The organism is Phaeovibrio sulfidiphilus, assembly GCF_014861485.1.
Classification (GTDB): Bacteria; Pseudomonadota; Alphaproteobacteria; order Rhodospirillales; family Rhodospirillaceae; genus Phaeovibrio; species Phaeovibrio sulfidiphilus.
Genome location: NZ_JACZHT010000001.1, coordinates 213,198 through 228,663 on the forward strand (window position 1 = coordinate 213,198; position 15,466 = coordinate 228,663).

General features: G+C 68.6%; 15 protein-coding genes, 1 tRNA gene and 1 pseudogene. 9 read left to right on the forward strand and 8 right to left on the reverse strand.

Translation table 11 applies throughout. The features are described from left to right. Nucleotides 1–16 precede the first annotated feature (16 nt). From menA to IHV25_RS00930, 4 genes are read right to left on the reverse strand one after another with little or no spacing between them, the layout of a single operon-like run. Nucleotides 17–931 carry a 1,4-dihydroxy-2-naphthoate octaprenyltransferase gene (menA, locus tag IHV25_RS00915; protein ID WP_192533089.1) on the reverse strand — a complete coding sequence of 305 codons (915 nt, stop codon included), beginning with the start codon at nucleotides 929–931 and terminating at the stop codon, nucleotides 17–19. Continuing rightward, the gene (ubiE, locus tag IHV25_RS00920; RefSeq protein WP_338048563.1) at nucleotides 928–1,707 is read right to left on the reverse strand and encodes a bifunctional demethylmenaquinone methyltransferase/2-methoxy-6-polyprenyl-1,4-benzoquinol methylase UbiE; all 780 of its coding nucleotides are present in this window, start codon (nucleotides 1,705–1,707) and stop codon (nucleotides 928–930) included. Before ubiE ends, menA begins: the two co-directional genes overlap by 4 nt. After that, nucleotides 1,704–2,180, reverse strand: a complete 477-nt coding sequence (locus tag IHV25_RS10600; RefSeq protein WP_192533090.1) for a cupin domain-containing protein — start codon at nucleotides 2,178–2,180, stop codon at nucleotides 1,704–1,706. The genes ubiE and IHV25_RS10600 overlap by 4 nt, the downstream gene beginning before the upstream one ends. Beyond that, entirely contained in the window at nucleotides 2,177–3,283 is a 1,107-nt protein-coding gene (locus IHV25_RS00930; protein ID WP_192533091.1) for a RuBisCO large subunit C-terminal-like domain-containing protein, read from the reverse strand. The genes IHV25_RS10600 and IHV25_RS00930 overlap by 4 nt, the downstream gene beginning before the upstream one ends. 125 nt (nucleotides 3,284–3,408) lie before the next feature. Between IHV25_RS00930 and IHV25_RS00935 the strand changes: the two genes are divergently transcribed. Next, on the forward strand, nucleotides 3,409–4,398 hold the full coding sequence (locus tag IHV25_RS00935; protein WP_192533092.1) for a glucokinase: 990 nt from the start codon (nucleotides 3,409–3,411) through the stop codon (nucleotides 4,396–4,398). Nucleotides 4,399–4,483: 85 nt separating this feature from the next. On the opposite strand, the pseudogene lipB reads toward IHV25_RS00935, so the two are convergent. Then, nucleotides 4,484–5,101 (reverse strand): annotated as a pseudogene (gene lipB / locus IHV25_RS00940) (lipoyl(octanoyl) transferase LipB); the annotation flags it as partial. Between the two features lie 590 nt (nucleotides 5,102–5,691). Between lipB and IHV25_RS00945 the strand changes: the two are divergent. Further along, a tRNA-Leu gene (locus tag IHV25_RS00945) sits at nucleotides 5,692–5,778 on the forward strand. Nucleotides 5,779–5,987: 209 nt separating this feature from the next. Here IHV25_RS00945 and IHV25_RS00950 read toward each other — a convergent pair. The 3 genes from IHV25_RS00950 to IHV25_RS00960 all read right to left on the reverse strand — a co-directional run bounded on the left by IHV25_RS00950 (nucleotide 5,988) and on the right by IHV25_RS00960 (nucleotide 8,683). Continuing rightward, nucleotides 5,988–6,464: a methyltransferase family protein gene (locus IHV25_RS00950; RefSeq protein ID WP_192533094.1), complete on the reverse strand. Its 477-nt coding sequence runs from the start codon at nucleotides 6,462–6,464 to the stop codon at nucleotides 5,988–5,990. A 125-nt stretch (nucleotides 6,465–6,589) separates the two neighbouring features. After that, a complete protein-coding gene (gene eno / locus IHV25_RS00955) occupies nucleotides 6,590–7,867 on the reverse strand; it encodes a phosphopyruvate hydratase (protein ID WP_192533095.1) in 1,278 nt (425 codons plus the stop codon). Nucleotides 7,868–8,074: 207 nt separating this feature from the next. Then, nucleotides 8,075–8,683, reverse strand: coding sequence for a hypothetical protein (locus IHV25_RS00960; RefSeq protein ID WP_192533096.1), 609 nt, complete (start codon nucleotides 8,681–8,683; stop codon nucleotides 8,075–8,077). A gap of 711 nt (nucleotides 8,684–9,394) precedes the next feature. Between IHV25_RS00960 and IHV25_RS00965 the strand changes: the two genes are divergently transcribed. The 7 genes from IHV25_RS00965 to tolB all read left to right on the forward strand — a co-directional run bounded on the left by IHV25_RS00965 (nucleotide 9,395) and on the right by tolB (nucleotide 15,333). After that, nucleotides 9,395–9,829: a hypothetical protein gene (locus tag IHV25_RS00965; protein ID WP_192533097.1), complete on the forward strand. Its 435-nt coding sequence runs from the start codon at nucleotides 9,395–9,397 to the stop codon at nucleotides 9,827–9,829. Nucleotides 9,830–9,973: 144 nt separating this feature from the next. Further along, complete coding sequence (ruvB, locus tag IHV25_RS00970) at nucleotides 9,974–11,032, forward strand: Holliday junction branch migration DNA helicase RuvB (RefSeq protein WP_192533098.1); 1,059 nt, start codon at nucleotides 9,974–9,976, stop codon at nucleotides 11,030–11,032. After that, nucleotides 11,029–11,496 (forward strand): YbgC/FadM family acyl-CoA thioesterase, encoded by a 468-nt coding sequence (locus tag IHV25_RS00975; RefSeq protein ID WP_192533099.1) that lies wholly within the window; start codon nucleotides 11,029–11,031, stop codon nucleotides 11,494–11,496. Before ruvB ends, IHV25_RS00975 begins: the two co-directional genes overlap by 4 nt. A 97-nt stretch (nucleotides 11,497–11,593) precedes the next feature. Then, nucleotides 11,594–12,520, forward strand: a complete 927-nt coding sequence (tolQ, locus tag IHV25_RS00980) for a protein TolQ (RefSeq protein WP_192533100.1) — start codon at nucleotides 11,594–11,596, stop codon at nucleotides 12,518–12,520. A 3-nt stretch (nucleotides 12,521–12,523) separates the two neighbouring features. After that, nucleotides 12,524–12,988 carry a protein TolR gene (gene tolR, locus IHV25_RS00985; protein ID WP_192533101.1) on the forward strand — a complete coding sequence of 155 codons (465 nt, stop codon included), beginning with the start codon at nucleotides 12,524–12,526 and terminating at the stop codon, nucleotides 12,986–12,988. A 29-nt stretch (nucleotides 12,989–13,017) separates the two neighbouring features. After that, nucleotides 13,018–13,884 (forward strand): TonB C-terminal domain-containing protein, encoded by an 867-nt coding sequence (locus tag IHV25_RS00990; protein WP_192533102.1) that lies wholly within the window; start codon nucleotides 13,018–13,020, stop codon nucleotides 13,882–13,884. 129 nt (nucleotides 13,885–14,013) lie between these two features. Then, complete coding sequence (gene tolB, locus IHV25_RS00995; protein ID WP_192533569.1) at nucleotides 14,014–15,333, forward strand: Tol-Pal system beta propeller repeat protein TolB; 1,320 nt, start codon at nucleotides 14,014–14,016, stop codon at nucleotides 15,331–15,333. Nucleotides 15,334–15,466 lie beyond the last annotated feature (133 nt).

Genomic DNA, 15,466 nt, shown 5'->3' on the forward strand with positions numbered 1-15,466 from the left:
CCACCGCGGTACGGCATCAGAAAAAGGCAGTGCGCATCACGACCAGCCCCAGACCGATCGCAGCCGCAAGGCTGACCGTGTAGGCGGACGTGCGCGCCAGAAGGCGGTTGAAGGCCGGACCGTCGTCGGCGGTGCGGAAGGCCTCGGCCAGCCGGAAGGCCAGCGGCACGCAGGCCAGGGAGGCCACCGCTCCCAGGTAGGCCAGGTCCGAGAGAGCCAGGAACAGGGCCGCAATCACGCCGCCCAGAAGCAGGAACCGGTAGGCTTTCGTTGCACCCCGGCGCCCCAGAACAATGGCGAGGGTCCGGCGGCCCGCACGGGCGTCGCCCTCCCGGTCCCGGGTGTTGTTGACCATCAGGACCGCTGCGGCGGGAAAGCCCACCGCCAGGCCCAGCAGCACGGCCGCCAGACCCAGGGTTCCGGTGTAGACCCAGGCCACGCCGCCCACGGCCACAAGCCCGAAAAACAGAATAACAAACAGCTCGGCAAACGGATAGCGCGACAGGGGCAGGGGTCCGGCCGAGTAGGCGTACCCCGCCAGGATGGACGCCACCCCCGGAAGAAGCAGCCACCAGCCGCCCAGGATGCACAGATAAAGGCCCGCGAGGAACGCGCAGGCGAACGTGAGGTGGGCCGCCCGGAAAACGGTCCGGGCCGGCAGCCAGCCCTGCTGGGTCACCCGCACCGGCCCGACCCGGGTGTCGTCATCGGTGCCGTCCAGGCCGTCCACCGCGTCGTTGTGCAGGTTGGTCCCGATCTGGATCCCGACCGCGGTCACCAGAGCGGCCAGAATCACGTCCGGCCGGACCTGCCCGGTCTGGACCCATCCCAGAACCGAGGCCGCAACAACAGGCGTCATGGACAGGGGCAGGGTCCGGGGGCGGATGGCCGCCATCCAGACCTGAAACCAGCCGGGTCTGGGCAGGGTCATGAAACAGGATCCTTTGTCAGGCCGGGCACGGGCCTCAGCCCGCTGTGAAGGGCGGCAATGCCGAAGAACAGGTTCCGGACCTGCACCTCGGCGAACCCGGCCTTCAGCATCATCAGCCGCAGGCCCTCCTGGTCGGGGAAGACGCGGATGGACCGGGTCAGGTAGCGGTAGGCCTCGGGATCGCGGGAAAACAGCCGCGCCAGCTCCGGAATGACCGTGGCCGAGTACAGGTCGTAGAGCCCCCGGACCAGGGGATGGGGCGTGGAGAACTCCAGGCACAGGAACCGGCCGCCGGGCCGGAGCACGCGCACCGCCTCGCGAAGGGCTGCCTCCCGGTCCGTGGTGTTGCGCAGTCCGAAACTGATGGTCACCAGGTCCACCGAGGCATCGGGAAACGGCAGCTCCTCGGCCACGCCGGAGACCCAGGTGATCCGCGACGTCGCCCGGGTCCGCGCCCGGCCCACGTCCATCATCCCGTCCGACGGATCGCAAACCGACACATCCCAGCCCCGGGCCTCGAGCAGGCGGGCCACGTCACCGGTGCCCCCCGCCAGGTCCAGCGCCTTCGCACCGGGGTGCGCGGGCGTGCCCGCCAGAGCCACAAGGCGACGCTTCCACCAGCGGTGGACGCCACCGCTCATCAGGTCGTTCATCAGGTCATAGCGCCGGGCGATCCGGTCGAACATGGCCCGGATCGTCTCCCGATGTTCCCGGGACTCCCGATGTTCCCGATGCTCCCGGGACTCCTCGTGGTCGCTGCCGGTCTCGGGTGTCACGGGGCGTCTCCCTCCAGGAAGGCCCGCACGGCGTCCACGGCACACAGGGCCTCGCGCTCCGAGGCATCCGGAAGCTGCGGGCGGTCGCGGACCGCGTCCACCATGCACAGGAACCCGAAGGGCTGATCCCCCTCGGTGCGGAACTGGTGCCAGGTCAGGGCCGGGATAAACACCAGGTCCCCGTGGCTGACAACCCGGACCTCGGGAAAGACCAGAGCCCGGGCCCGGCCGCGCAGCACCATCACCCCGTGGGCGTGCTGGTGGCGCTCAAGGGTGGTGTGCCCGCCCGGGGCCACCTCGAAATACCGGAGCTCGCCCGCAAGGGAGGGATCGGAGAACAGCACCTGCCGGGTCACCGACCGGAACGGGGCCGAGCCCTCCTCCTTGTAGGCAAGGATCTCCACCCCGTCCCAGCGGCAGTGTGCGGTCGCCTCCCGGAAGGGGGGTGTTGTCCGGCCCGGATCCGTACTCACGCCGCCCCCAGCCGCTCGACGGTCTCGACAAAGGCGCGGGTCTCGGCGGTCAGGTTCTCCCGAGCCAGCAGAAGGCCGCCGCCAATCAGCAGCATCACGTCCTGGCCGTAGGCGTCGACCATCTCGGCCACCCGGTCCTGGGTCATGCCGCCCGCCGGAACCGGGCAGGCGCCGCGCAGGCCGCCCCAGGCGCCGGTGGCGTTGTGGGCCAGGGTCTGGCAGGTCTGCTTCGTGAAGCCGAAACGGCCGCCGTAGTTGGTGTAGATCACCGCATCCGCGCCCAGCAGGCGGAAGAGCTTCCCATGCAGGAACTCGGGCGCGATGCGCGGCGTGCCGCTCATGGACGGGTGGGAGAAGAACGCGCAGCCCGGGTTCTCGCGCACCAGCGTGTGGAAGGTCGGGAAGCCGCACACCATGGGGGGCGCCATGAAGGTGTCGATGCCCTCGCTGCGGGCGATGCGGATCTGCTCGCGCATGGCGTCCAGGTTTCCGTTCAGGTTGGGCACGTAGCGGGTCCGGTAGCCCGTCGAGGCATTGGCCCGCGCCACGGCCCGCGCAATGGCGGGAACGCGCTCGGCAAAGGGGCTGAAGGCCTGGTCCGCGTGGCCGTGGTCATCCTTGACGTAGTCCGGGCCGCCCAGCGCAAACCGCTCGGCCAGTTGGACGAGGCCCGCCACCGACAGCCCCTGGGGCTTGATGGCCGAACAGGTCATGGCGCGCCCGTGGGCACCGCACGCGTCCCGCAGGCCCTGGATACCCAGGTTCGGCCCCCTGAAGGCCTGGAAGATGGCCTCGGGGAACTCGGCGTCCACCAGGGTCACCGTGTCCTGGATGGAGGTGTTCCCCAGCAGCATGTTGATGAGCTGGCCGGCCTCAAGCCCCGTGGTCTCGACCGCCAGCCCCACCCGGACCTCGAACAGCCCGTCCCCGATCCGGTTGATGCTCTCGACGCGTCCGACAATGTTCTCCATGACCCAGTCGCTGTCGATGGCCGCCAGGGGCATCTCGACACTTTGCTCGACCGCAATGGCCTTGGCCTGCGCCTCGATGGTCGAATCGTCAGCCCTGACATGATAAACTGCCGAAATACGGGGTGTGCTCATTGGTTTTCGTCCGTCCATCCAAAGGAAAAGTGCGCGCAAGGTACGCTTTTCCGGCGCAGGCGACAAGGGGATTGCCTGAACTGGGGCCACACCACACGCCGCACCGGGACAGGAGAGAAACCCCCATGGCAGGACTGATTGCCGACATCGGAGCCACCAACGCCCGCTTTGCCCTGACCACCCCGGAGGGAGGCTGGACCCACCGCCGGGTGTACAGCTGCGCCGACTTCTCGGCCTTTGCGGATGCCATCCGGGCCTACTACCGGGACGTGCTGCCCCCGGGGGCCCCCGCTCCGACGGCGGCGGCGGTCGCCCTGCCCGGCCCGGTGGTGGGGGACACGATCCATCTCACCAACCTGGGGCACTGGACGTTCTCCATCCGGGACATGGCCGCCGAGTTCGGTTTCGAGCCCTTTCTTGTGGTCAACGACTTCCAGGCCAACGCGCTCGCCGTGCGGCATCTGGGAGCGGACGACTGCCTGGACCTGGGAGGCGGCGCCCCCAAAAGCGGCGCGCCGATTGCCGTGATCGGGCCGGGAACCGGGCTGGGGGTGTCGCTTCTCCTGCCCTCGGGGGAGACGGTGGCCACGGAAGGCGGCCACGTGACCCTGCCGGTCACCACCGCACGCGAGGTCCGGGTGGCCCAGGCCCTGGCCGGGCGGTTCGGCCATGCGGCGGCGGAGCGGGCGGTCTCGGGCCCCGGGCTTGTGAACCTGGCCCATGCGGTGCGCGAGATCGACGGGCTTGCCCCCGTCCCCGACGAGACGCCGCAGCAGGTCATGACCGACGGTCTGGCCGGAACCTGTCCGGTGCGCGCCGAGGCCGTGTCCCTGTTCCATGCCTTCCTGGGCGCGGTGTGCGGCAATCTGGTCCTGACGACCGGAGCCCTGGGCGGCCTGTGGCTGATGGGCGGCATCCTGCCCCGGAACCCGCAGGCGCTGGCCGGCTCCCTGTTCCCCGAGCGCTACGCCGCCAAGGGGCGCTTCCGGCCCTATCTGGAGGGGGTTCCCCGGCGGCTGGTCACCCACCCGCACCCGGCGTTCGTGGGGCTCGGACGGCTTCTTGAGGCCGCCCGCCAGGGCACGCCCCTGCCCCGGAAGCAGGCCGGGCAGTAGACGGCTCTGCGCCTGTACGTGTACCTCCACACGTGCGTGGGTCTGTGCGCGGGGGGCGGACCTCGGCTCCGGCTCCGTCCGGCTGACCGAACACCGCCCCGAACGCCGCGCGCAGGGCCTCGTCCACCCGGGCCATGGGGACGTCGAGGCCCAGATCCCGAAGGCTGGTGACCCCGTACTCCCCAAGCCCGCAGGGCACGATCCCCCCGAAGTGGGACAGGTCGGGACAGACATTGAGCGCGATCCCGTGGAAGCTGACCCACTGGCGCACCCGGATGCCGATGGCGGCAATCTTGCGCTCAGACCCGCCGGGGTCGGCAACCCAGAGACCGACCCGGCCCTCACGCCGCTCGGCCACGACAGAAAACACGGCCAGGGTGCGGATCAGCCACTCCTCGAGAGCCCAGACGAAGGCCCGGATATCGCGCCCGCGACGGTCCAGATCCAGCATGACATAGGCCACCCGCTGCCCGGGACCGTGATAGGTGTACTGCCCACCGCGACCGGCGGCGTACACGGGGAAGCGCTCGGGCTCCAAAAGGTCCGCGACCCGCGCCCCCGTCCCGGCGGTGTAAAGCGGCGGATGCTCCAGCAGCCAGACGGCCTCGTCCCGGTCGCCGGCGCGGATGGCGCGCACACGCTCCTCCATGAAGGCCAGGGCCTCCGGATAGGGAACCGGTGTCTCGCTCTGAAACCACTCCACGACTGTCACTCCCCTGACCCCGGGGGGCCTTTTTGTCCGACACGGCCCCCGATGCTGCCAACACTGCCGACATGACCCGGGCACACACGGGGCCGCAAGACCCACGGCAGGCTATGCCCCCGCACGCGCCGTCATCGCGGACAGGCGGGAGCAACGCCCCAACCATGCCCCGGACACCGCGCCCCGTAACCGAAGACGAAACACAGGCGCACCGGGTCTGTCAAACAGGACCGCACCCCGTCCCGCGATCTGGGGCCTTCGGACCCGCAGCACAAGGGCGCCCGCCCGCGCCCCGAGGCAGCGGAGCACCCGCCACCCCACGCCGGTGGCAGGGGACTGCAAGCCAGCCCACGCCCGCGGCGTTCCATCATCGGCCTCGCCGGGGCCCGCCATGCCCACGGGGAGCGCCCCGCCGCAGCCCGGCGCAACCCTGTCTGGCGTACCATCCGCCATACAGCCGGACAGGTCGTCCGGACGGGGAAAACGCGTTCCGTGTAAAAAAACGCTTGCTCTGAAAATCGGCCTTTGGTATCTGATGGCTCCCGACGCGAGGGACACGGTTCACCCGCCCCGAGCAGTCGCCACACAATGCGGTCGTGGCGGAATTGGTAGACGCGCAGCGTTGAGGTCGCTGTGGCAGAGATGCTGTGGAAGTTCGAGTCTTCTCGACCGCACCATTACAGGAAAAAGGCCCCGGATCCAAACCGGGGCCTTTCCTTTTTGGCATCCGCCCACGCTCCCTGTGAACGCCCTGAACGGGCGCCATCAACAATCGCCCCATAACCCGCCCCGCACACAGCAGGGCCCGGCGCTCAGCCCGCCGGGCACACCGTCGCCCCCTTCCCGCCGAGCCTGGCCGGGCGGGAACCGGACGGCGGACCGCAGATCAGATCCAGCGGCGCACCCGGGCCTTGAACGCCCGGTACTCGTCGCCGAAACAGCTTTCCAGGGCCCGCTCCTCGGGGATCACCTGGAAGCGCGTGATCCAGCCCAGAAAGGCCGGGACCACCAGCAGCGCCGGAAGGCTGCCCATGGACAGGGCGATGGAGCCCAGGAAGAGGGCCAGCCCCAGATACATGGGGTTGCGGGTGATGCGGTAGGCGCCCCCCGTCACCAGCGAGGTCGCCTTCTCGGGCTCGCCGGGGTGGTAGGTCGTCCCCTGTTTCTTGAACAGAAATCCGGAAAACAAAAGCAGCAGCACGCCCGCACCGGCCAGCAGGGCACTGGCCACACCGATATAGGGAATCGACACGTTCAGCCACGGAAAGGCAAAGTAAAATGTAACCATCAGCGCAATGGAAATGCTGAAGCACTTTGCAGGGCTGACTTTCAGCTCCAGGGCCTCAAGGCGGCGTGCTGTCATGGTGTGTTCTCCCCGAACATTTTCTCGTTCTTGATCGATGTGTTGGTCTTTATGAAAAAGTCCCCGCCTTCGTCAAAAGGCGGGGACCGTTCCGGTCAGGCCGGGCCTTGCGACCCCGGCCGGGATCAGGCGCGCAGGATGGACTTGCCTGCGTAGCGCGCGATGGGGCCGAGCTCCTCCTCGAGGCGGATCAGCTGGTTGTACTTCGCCAGGCGGTCCGAACGGCACAGGGAGCCGGTCTTGATCTGGCCGCAGTTGGTGGCCAGAGCGATGTCCGCGATGGTGGAGTCCTCGGTCTCGCCCGAGCGGTGGGAGATCACCGCCGTGTAGCTCGCCCGGTGGGCCATGTCGACGGCCTCGAGGGTCTCGGACAGGGTGCCGATCTGGTTGACCTTGACGAGGATCGAGTTCGCCACGTCCTCCATGATGCCCTGGGCCAGACGCTCGGGGTTGGTCACGAACACGTCGTCACCCACCAGCTGGAGGCGGTCCCCAAGGGACTCGGTCAGGAGGCGCCAGCCGTCCCAGTCGTCCTCGGCGCAACCGTCCTCGATGGAGTAGATCGGGTAACGGCCCACGAGGGTCTCGTAGTAGCGGACCATGCCCTCCGCATCCAGGGTCTTGCCCTCGCCCTCGAGCACATAGCGGCCGTCGCGGTAGAACTCGGTGGAGGCGGCGTCCAGCGCCAGAACCACGTCGTCACCGGCCTTGTAGCCGGCGGCCTCGATGGCCTTGACGATGAAGGCCAGAGCCTCGTCCGCGCTGGACAGGTTCGGGGCAAAGCCACCCTCGTCGCCGACGTTGGTGTTGTAGCCCGCGTCCCGGAGCTTCTTCTTCAGGGCGTGGAAAATCTCGGAGCCCATGCGAACCGCGTCAGCCATCGTGTGGGCCGACACCGGCATGATCATGAATTCCTGGACGTCAATGGGGTTGTCCGCGTGCTGGCCGCCGTTGATGATGTTCATCATGGGAACCGGCAGGATGTGCGGGCGCACGCCACCGATGTAGCGGTAGAGCGGCAGGCCGCAGGCGTTTGCCGCCGCCTTGGCGCAGGCCAGCGAGACACCCAGAATGGCATTCGCCCCGAGGCGGGCCTTGTTCGGCGTTCCGTCCAGGTCGATCATGGCCTGGTCGATGATCGCCTGATCGGTGGCATCAAGGCCGGAAAGCGTCTGGAAGATTTCTCCGTTCACCGCTTCCACAGCCTTCAGAACACCCTTGCCGCCGTAGCGGGCATCGTCACCGTCACGCAGTTCGACCGCTTCATGAGCACCGGTCGAGGCACCCGAGGGGACCGCCGCACGCCCAAAGGAGCCGTCCTCAAGCAGGACATCCACCTCGACTGTGGGGTTGCCGCGGGAATCGAGTATCTCTCGCGCATGAATATCTACGATCTCGGACACGGAATGGTTTCCTTTCGGTCTGTTGAGCCCCGCTCGGGGGCAATCGGCCACTGCCTGCCCCGTTTTGAACCCCGGGGAGGAGTGATATCATGCACCGATTCCAGTCAAAGCGCCACCGTCTTCATAATGAAAAAACCTCCCTCCCGCCAATCCGGAAGGGAGGCTACACCCGGCTGGAACAAGGCAAAAACACCTCCGCGCGCCCGCTCACGGGGCGTCGGCGGACGGCATGACCCAGCCGTCCGGCGAGGGTGCGGGGGTCCGGTCCACCTGCTGGACACTGGCCGGGGCGGCTTCGGGTTCAGCGGGAGCCTCCGCTGCGGGCGGAACCAGACGCTCCGCCGCGCGGTAGGCGCTGAGGGGCGCGGACAGGGGCTCGGGCCCGGCTGCGGTCACGGACGGGGCCCCGTCTGCGGATACGTCTGCGGATGCAGGCCCGGCTGCGGTCCCGTCCCCGGACATCGATGAGGATGCGCGGGTGGCTTCGGACCGATCCTCCGCCGACGCAGCGCGGGCCTCTTCCGTGGCTGTTTCCTGAAGGGACGCCTCAAGGTCGCTGGCCCTGGAGCCCGCATTCCAGCCCGGATCGTTCTCATTACCGCCGGCCTGGAGGCGGGCAAGCCGCTGCCGGGCATCGGGGGAAAGGAGAACCTCGTCCACCGGATCGCCGTTCTCAACCGTGGCCCCGGCCTGGATCTGCCGGTCAGCCCGCCTGTCCTGGACGGCGGTTTCCGGCGCGGCCCGGTCGGCCTCCCCGAAAATGGATCTCAAAGCGGAAAACAGACCACCCCCGGAACCCGTTTGTGCGTCAATCATTTCCACGTCCTCTCGAAAACGCGCCCGGCCGGAGCCCGGCGCACGGGACACCGGCACACGAAGCCCGGGCACACCGAACCAGGGGTGCGAAAAAAGCCGGACCACGACACAAAAGGCCGGACCGACCCCTTCGGGCCATGGCTCAGGAGCATCCCGTAACCATAGCACGACCCTGTGAAAATTCCAGTGTGCAAGTTGTAACCCGCAGGAAAGGCCCGCCGCAGCTGCCGCCGGACGGGGGCCGGGAACTGGCGCCGGGGCGGACCGAAGCCCTTCCAGGACCGGCTCCCGGACCACGCCCCGCACCACTTCCGTGGCACCACACCTTCCGGGGCGCGGGGCACCACACGTTCCGGGGCGCGGGGCACCACAGCGCTGCGCCCGCCCCCCCCCTGATCCCCCGCCTCCCCGGCACCTTTCCGGGACGGCTCCCACACCGCATCCGGGGCCCCCGGCGCGGTTCCCCCGCCCGCCGCCCCGCTTCCGCGCCTCTTTCCGGACACCCCTCACGCTCCGCTACGGGGCCCCTCCCGAGCCCCCGCTCCCTGCTGCTTTCGCACGTCCGCGCGCCCCGCCGGACAGGCCCGGAACGGCCGCTTCGCGTTTTTCAGCTTGTCTGGCGCGCGCTTTTGCTCTTCACTTCCCCGGTTGCGCCCATCCGTCCCCCGCCTGTCCCCACCGCCTGTCCCCGCCGAGTGACCGAGGAACCCCATGAAACGCCTTCTGCTGCCCGTCGTCTGCCTTGTCCTGACCCTTTCGGCCTGCGAGGATTCCGAAGAGGGTGCGCGCGAACAGCAGGCCATCGCCAGCAAGGCGGCCATGATGCAGAACCGGGCGGCCCAGCAGTACAGCGCCCGCAACTCTCTGCAGTACTGGGGCCGCTACCAGGCCAGCTCCGTGCGCGACGACCCCTATGTGGTCCACCTGGACCGGGACACCACCTTCCGGTTTGTGCCGCGGGACGGCGCCACCATCACGGGGATTTACCAGTGGGATCTGTCGGGCTCCAACGTGACCCTCAAGGACGACCGGGACCGGATCATCGCCCGGTTCTTCGTGGGCGAGAACTATATCCGCCGAATCGACAAGGGGCCCTGGGAGGGGCGCATCCTGCGCAAGGTGATGTTCCACCGCCCCCAGCCCTGAGCCCCCGCATCAGGGACGCGAATTAAAATCCGGTAACCCGCGATCCCTTCCGGTTTCCGGGGAAGACAGGTACCATAGTTCCGGCTAGAATCGGCGGGACACCCCGCCTTCCGTCCCGAACCCCCGCAAGAACCAGATAACACCTTGGAATCCCTCACGGACTCTCGAATCATAGCTCCCGGGGCACGCCCGGACGACGCGGACGCCAGCTTGCGCCCGCAGCGCCTGTGCGACTTTATCGGGCAGAAGCGGGCCCGCGAGAACCTGGCGGTCTTCGTCACCGCGGCGAAAGCCCGGGGCGAGGCCATGGACCACGTGCTCCTGCACGGCCCCCCCGGCCTTGGGAAGACGACCCTTGCGCAGATCGTGTCGAAAGAGCTGGGGGTCGGGTTTCGCGCCACCTCGGGGCCCATGCTGGCCCGGGCGGGAGACCTTGCGGCCATCCTCACGAACCTGGAGCCCCGGGACGTCCTGTTCATCGACGAGATCCACCGCATGAACCCGGCCATCGAGGAGGTGCTCTACCCCGCGATGGAGGATTTCCAGCTGGACCTGATCATCGGCGAGGGCCCCGCCGCCCGCAGCGTGCGCATTGACCTGGCCCCCTTCACCCTGGTGGGGGCGACCACCCGCTCGGGCCTTCTGACCACGCCCCTGCGCGACCGGTTCGGCATCCCGCTGCGCCTGGAGTTCTACGAGACGGACGAGCTTGTGGCCATCGTCGAGCGCTCGGCCCGGCTTCTGGACCTGGTCATCACACCGGACGGCGCCCTGGAAATCGCCCGACGCTCCCGGGGAACGCCCCGGGTGGCGGGACGGCTCCTGCGCCGGGTGCGGGACTTCGCCTCGGTGGCGCGGCGCTCGCCGGTGGACGCGTTCGTGGCGGACGCCGCCCTCGCCCGCCTGGACGTGGACAAGGCGGGCCTCGACACCCTGGACAAGACCTACCTGGGACGCATGGCCGGACACTACGGCGGCGGACCCGTGGGCGTGGACACCCTGGCCGCCGCCATGGCCGAGTCCCGCGACACGCTCGAGGACGTGATCGAGCCCTTCCTGATCCAGCGCGGCTTCCTGCGGCGCACCCCCCGGGGCCGGGTCATGACCGATCTCGCCTGGACCCACCTGGGGCTGAAGCCCCCGCCCCCGGGCCCCGACGCCCCGCAGCAGCGCCTGCCCCTGGACGAGGACGAGGACCAATGACCAGCGCCCCCGACTTTCCCGAAGAGTTCTGCCCCTTTTCCGGTGTGTGGCAGAATGGCGCCCACTATTTCCCGGTGCGCGTGAACTGGGAGAACACCGACGCGGCCGGGATCGTGTACCACTCCAACTACCTGAACTACGCCGAGCGCGCCCGCACCGAGGGCCTGCGGCTTCTGGGGGTGTCCCAGACCGCCGCCATCGAGGAGTTGGGCGTTGCCTTTGCGGTCGCCCGGGCCGAAATCGACTACTTCCGCCCGGGGCGCCTGGATGACCTGCTGATTGTCGAGACCACCATCGCCCGGCTGGGCGGGTCCATCATGGACATGGAGCAGACCATCTGGCGCCAGGACGAGCGCCTGGCCACCATCATGGTCCGGGTCGCCTGCGTCACCGTCGAGGGCATGAAAGCCACCCGCATTCCGCCTCCCCTTCGGGCACTCATGAAGGATCTCGTTTCCGCCTAGCCCCGGGTTCCCGCCCGGGCCCGGCTCCCCCGGTCCCGGAACGCCCGGCGTTCCCCCCTTCCACCACCTCCGGCAGAATCGAAAAACAGGACAGACCATGGACCTTATTTTCGCAGAGCCCCTTTCCCATCTCCTGCCCCACCTCGCGACCGCCGCGATGGACACGGCCCGCGAGGTTCTCACCTCGCCCGCCGCCGGGCTGGACAGCCTTCTGAACCCGGGCCTGGATATCCAGAGCGGGCCCCGCTCCCCGGTCGCGGCCCCCAGCCTGCCGGTGGAGAGCGCCACCCTGCCCGGAGCACCCCTCTCGGCGGGCATGGCCCCGGCCGCGCTCGGCACCCATGAGCTTTCGGTCCTGTCCCTGTTCCTGTCGGCGGACTGGGTCGTGAAGATCGTCATGGTACTGCTGATCATGGCCAGCATCTGGTGCTGGACCATCATCTTCGAGAAGTTCCTGAAGCTGCGCGAGATCAACAACAGCGCCGACCGCTTCGAGGAGCACTTCTGGTCCGGCGGCTCCCTCGAGGATCTCTACAACCGCATCGGCACCCACCCCCGGGATCCCATGAGCGCGATCTTCGTTGCGGGCATGCGGGAGTGGCGCCTGTCCATGAAGAGCCGCCCCGGCGCCCACGGCGGCCCCCAGCCCCACCTGGCCCAGCGCATCGAGCGGGTCATGGGCCTGACCCTGAACCGGGAAATCGACCTGGTGGAACGCCGCCTGACGTTCCTTGCCTCCACCGGCTCGGTGGCCCCGTTCGTGGGCCTGTTCGGCACGGTCTGGGGCATCATGAACAGCTTCTCGGCCATCGGGCACTTCCAGGACACCAGCCTTGCCACGGTGGCCCCGGGCATCGCCGAGGCCCTGTTTGCCACCGCGCTCGGGCTTCTGGCCGCCATCCCGGCGGTGATCGCCTACAACAAGCTGTCCTCCGAGGTGGACCGCTACGCCGGTCGCCTGGAAACCTTCCAGGGCGAGTTCTCGGCCATCCTCAGCCGCCAGCTCGACGAGCAGGGGGACTGACCCATGGGCGCTCCCCTGACGTCCCGAGGGTCCGGCGCGCGCGGCCGCCGCTCCCGCCGCATGATGAGCGACATCAACGTCACGCCCATGGTGGACGTGATGCTGGTTCTGCTGATCATCTTCATGGTGACCGCGCCACTGCTGACCACGGGGATCAAGGTTGACCTGCCCCAGGCCAGCGCCCAGAAGCTGAAACAGCAAAAACAGGCCCTGACCATCTCCATTGATGCGAAGGGGCACCTGTACTTCCAGGATCTGCGGCGCAACACCGCCGAGGAACTGGTCGCCAGCGTGCGCGAAGCCATGATCGGCGATCCGGAAGCCCGGATCTACCTCCGTGCGGACGGCTCCCTGCCCTACGCCCGGGTCATGGAGGTCACGGGAATGATGCGCGACGCCGGCATCGATCAGGTCGCCCTGATCACGGTTCCGCCCAAAACTGCCCCCGGTCCGGCGCGGCCGCGCTGATCTGAAAAACGCTCGGGAAGCCTGTCTTCATGAAACGCGCTTTTATCCTGTCGGCTCTCTTTCACCTTGCGCTGCTCGCCCTGCTGATCCTGGGCGTGCCCCTGCACCTGCCGACCCGAGACGAGATCCCGGAAGAAAGCTTCGAAATCGTCGATCTGGTGGAGATCGGCGACGAGAACACGTCCCTGTCGGAGGCGCTGCGGCCCAAGGAAAAGGAGCCGGAGCCCGAACCCGTGCCCACACCGCCTCCGCCCCAGCCCCAGCCGCCGAAGCCCGAGCCTCCCAAGCCCGAACCTGTGGTGACCCCGCCGGCCCGGCCGCAGCCGCCCGAGCCTGCGCCGCCCCAGGAAACGGACGACGCGCCCGACGAGGCCCCCGTGGTCCAGGCGCCGCCCAAGCCCGTGCGCAAGCCGCCCGAGCCCAAGCCGCAGCCCCAGAAGCCCGCGCAACCCACGCCGGAGAAGCCCAAGACCGAAAGCTCGCTGGATGCCTGGATGAAGGCCAACCAGGAGACCCCGGACAAGACGCAGGAGACGCCGCGGGAGGTTCCCTCCCCCACGCGCGGCGGGCGGATTTCCGAGAAGCTCACGGCGACGGATCTGGCCGCGCTCAAGTACCACGTGGAGAAGGAATGGCGTCTCCCCGGGGACGGCTATGCCTACGAGGGCATGGTGGTGGAGGTGATCGTCAAGACCACCGCCACGGGCGAGGTGCTGTCCGTCGAGGCTCTGCGGGATCCGACCCTGGGATACGATCCGCTCTACCAGGCCTTTGTCTCGTCTGCCGAGAGGGCGGTGCGGTTTGCAAGCCCGCTGCCTGTTCCGCCGGGCAAGGAATCGGTGTATGAAAACGGGATCCGCTTCCAGTTCTCACCCCGGGGGCTCTCCCTGCGATAACCGGGCCACACCCCGCGAAAACCGGGGCCCGCCCTGCGACACAACGATGTGACGACGGATGACGCTTTCAAGGAAAGGAAACCCGCGATGATCCACACCAGGCGCTTTCGAGACCGGCTCCCGATCCGCATGCTGTGCGTTCTCCTGGCGCTGTGCGCCACCGCCGTGCTCCTGCCTGCGGGGGCGCGTACCGCGCTCGCCCAGGACATGCCCACGGTCTACATTGACCGGCACTCGGCGGAAGCCCTGCCGATTGCCGTGCCGGCCTTTGCGGGAGGCGCCGACCCCCTGGCCGCCCAGACAGGCTCGGACATCGCGAACGTCATCACGAACGACCTGAACGGCTCGGGCGACTTCCGGGTGATCGACCGCAACGCCTATGTCGAGACCCTGCCCAGCATGGAGGCCAAGCCCAACTTCCCGGGCTGGCGCGCGCTCTCCGCCCGGGCCCTGGTCCAGGGCGAGGTCTCGGCCCAGCCCGACGGCCGCCTGAAGGTGGCCTTCCGCCTGTGGGACACGGGAACCGGCGAGCAGATCGTCGGGCGCTCCCTCATGACCCAGCAGGACAACTGGCGCCGGGTCGCCCACATCATCGCCGACGAGATCTACAAGGCCATCACCGGCGAGGCGGGCTATTTCGACTCCCGCATTGTCTACGTGGCCGAGAGCGGACCGAAGAACAACCGGGTGAAGCGTCTGGCCATCATGGACCAGGACGGCGCCAACAACCGGATCCTCACCAGCGGGGATTCCCTGGTGCTGACCCCGCGGTTCTCGCCCACGTCCCAGGAAATCACGTACCTGAGCTACTACAACAACACCCCCCGGGTGTACCTGTTCAACATTGAGACGGGGCGGCGCGAGATGCTGGGAGACTTCCCCGGCATGACCTTCGCCCCGCGCTTCTCGCCGGACGGCAACAAGATTGTTCTGTCCATGGCCAAGGACGGGCGCACCGACATCTGGGTGATGGACCTGCGCTCGCGGCAGTCCCGCAAGCTGACGGACACGCCCTACATTGACACGTCGCCCTCGTACTCGCCGGACGGCCAGCGCATTGTGTTCAACTCGGACCGCTCCGGAGCCCAGCAGCTCTACATCATGAACGCGGACGGCTCGAACCAGCAGCGCATCAGCTTCGGCAGCGGCCGCTACGCCACGCCGGTCTGGTCGCCCCGGGGTGACTTCATCGCCTTCACCAAGATGAAGGGCGGGCGCTTCTACATCGGCGTCATGCGCCCCGACGGCGGGGACGAGCGCATCCTCTCCGAGGGTTACCTGGTGGAGGGCCCGTCCTGGTCCCCCAACGGCCGTGTCCTGACCTTCTTCCGCCAGGAGGCGGGGGCCGGCGTGCGGGTGTGCACCATCGACCTGACCGGTCGGGTCGAGCGCGTCGTGCCCACCCCGACCGAGGCCTCGGACCCGGCCTGGTCGCCGATCCTGCCCTGATCCGGCGTGTGCCCCCGGAAACGGGGGCACCCAACGCCCCGGGCAGCGCGCCCAACAGCGCCCCGGGCAGCGGGGCCATCCATAGCCCCCCAAGCAGCCCCCCCGGCAGCCCCTCATCCCGGCCTGACCGGCG